Raw genomic sequence first — 2,422 nt, forward strand, 5'->3', positions numbered from 1 at the left:
ATATAAGGGTTACAGCCGGGTTTGTATTTACCTTTGCTACAAGTTTATTAATGGCTATATTGGCGCTTATTTTCATTGAAATGGTAAATTTTCCCGCCGCGCTTATGCCTTCTTTATAATCTTTTTCCGTTCCGTTTGTAGTAACTTTAATATCTTCTATTGTTGGAACTTTTGAACTAAAAATAACATTTTGTGTTTCAACCGGTCCTGCCAACCATGGCGTATCATGAGCAGGAACATTGGTATCAATGGCAAAAACCTCAACCGTTACATTTACAGTATCACCGGAAGTTGGGTTAAGTCCCGCGTCTCCGTTTACAGTGGCTGTCCAATTTACCATTGGACCATCGCCCACCGCGGTTGTTTCAAACCAGCCGGCATTGGTATAGCCTGTCGGCACTGGATAGGTTGGATAAAGAGAATAAAACGGTGATGTTACAGGATAAGTTGTCGGTATGTAGTACACGCCTGCCGCAGTTCCGGCTTTTTTTATTCTCATTACTACTTTATGCATCCAGTAATTGTCTTCCGCCGAACCTGTTATTCGTACGGTTCCGCCTACGGTTTTAGCCGATCCATCTTCATTTATTCCAGGGTATATTATGCTTGTCTGCGGTTCATCCATGAGCGGGTCTATGCTTAATTTATAATGAACAATCTGCCTGTTTCCCGCGACATCTACAACTTTTACATATAAGGGAAGATAGAATCGTTGTTTGCCTGTTGTAATATAATTTGCGGCAGTCGTCGTGCCTAAGTTGCCGCCAAGCTCGCTTAATTCTTGTATAAGGTTTTTATATGTTGAATCATTCTTGTAATCTGTGTCCCTAAAATAAGTTTTTGTATAAGTCCATGAGTAAACAGAACCGCCCCAGTCAGTAGCTGTATTAGAAGTTCCAAGTCCTGTATCTGCCCACATAGCGTCATTTTCATAGAATGCTTTTAAATCTGCATCGTTTAATTTATCATCGTTTTGCGCTGCTGTCGTATATACTTTTCCAATATGGTAATATATTTTATCTATTTGAGTTTTATCATCACACCTTCCGCCTGTTGTTACCGTCGAGGTTACCCATTTTGGACGTGAGTTTATATCTACATAAGCGGGCGGATATAAAATAGTGTAATTACCGCCTGTAACAGTTCCTGTTTTAAATGTGTTAGTTAAAAGACTAGGCTGATCAATTATTACCGACGGCGGCGTCTCATCTAATTGGAAATTCTGGTAATCTATAGGTCCCTCTTCATTCTTGCTGTTTTTCCCCACAAGTGCGACAAACAATGTTCTTGGATCCGCTTGTTTATCTCCCCATGTTGATTTTGCCTCCGCTTCGGTAATAGTAAACTTATAAACATAGGAGTTGCTGGTCGGCAGATTCTGCCGTACCGCATATTTTTCAAATGAGTTCAAAGCAGGATCGGTTCCGTCGTTCTTTGTTGTTATCCATCCTCTTACCGCATCATCAGCACCATAGTCAAAAGTCTCGCCGGCTTCTACTACAAAATCAACTACAAAATCTCCCACTCTGTTGTAGAAACGCTTTGGATTAGGAACTTTTATAACAGGCTTGTCGCCAACCGACTGATGCATTACTTCGATATATTTTACGACTGCGGTATCAGGATCTGCCGGTGTTCCGTTGGGTCCTCGTTTATTGTCTATACGGTTAGGATAAAAATTATCGTTACCCCAAGCGTCTTTTATCCATATTCTGAATCTGTATGTTTGGTTTGTTTTAAGTGTTTTGTAATTGTCTGCCGTGCCAAATACCGGTAAACGCCAACTTCCATCATGATCTTCTACAAGTTGTAAAAAGGGCCATGAAAATTGTGTCGCGGTAGAGTCGTGATTTGCCGGCATTACTACGGTTCTCCATACTCCATATTGTTTGTTACTCGGTAAAGGTATTTTGTCATCATCTAAATAAATATCTTCTAAATCAGAGGGCCAGAACATTATTTTGGGCCATTCATCTGTTATGTTTCCGTTTTCATCTTTTTCAACCATTATACCGAAATTGTCCGTAGCCAACCCCATAATATCAACACCCTGATAAATCACATTGTTTAACACAATTGACTGTAAAAATTCAGTATTGTCAAAGTTATCGTATGTTACGGAAGGTATGGTTAATTTTACTTGCGGAAGCATATTTTTTACAAAGTAGGTAATTTCTGTTGATGTTGTTTCGTTTCCTGATTCGTCAATTGCCGTAACCCATGCGGAAATTTTTCCGTCTCGCATGTCGGATACGTCAAGATCAACTTCCCATTTACCTGTTACCTCATTAATATGTCCGGGGAATTTTTTCTTTATGTGTTCTCCGGTATTTTTATCTATGTATTCAACTTCCATTTCAACGGTTTTAATTTTAAAACCCAATTTGTTTTCAACGTTAAGCTCTATTTTATTGTTTTCGCC

1 protein-coding gene is annotated in these 2,422 nt (G+C 39.4%); it reads right to left on the reverse strand.

Going from position 1 to position 2,422, the window contains the following annotated elements; translation table 11 throughout:
- On the reverse strand, positions 1 to 2,422 hold a 2,422-nt coding region (locus ACYVTD_RS11635), incomplete at both ends, for a hypothetical protein (RefSeq protein WP_461247933.1).

Source organism: Treponema sp. R6D11, assembly GCF_054786075.1.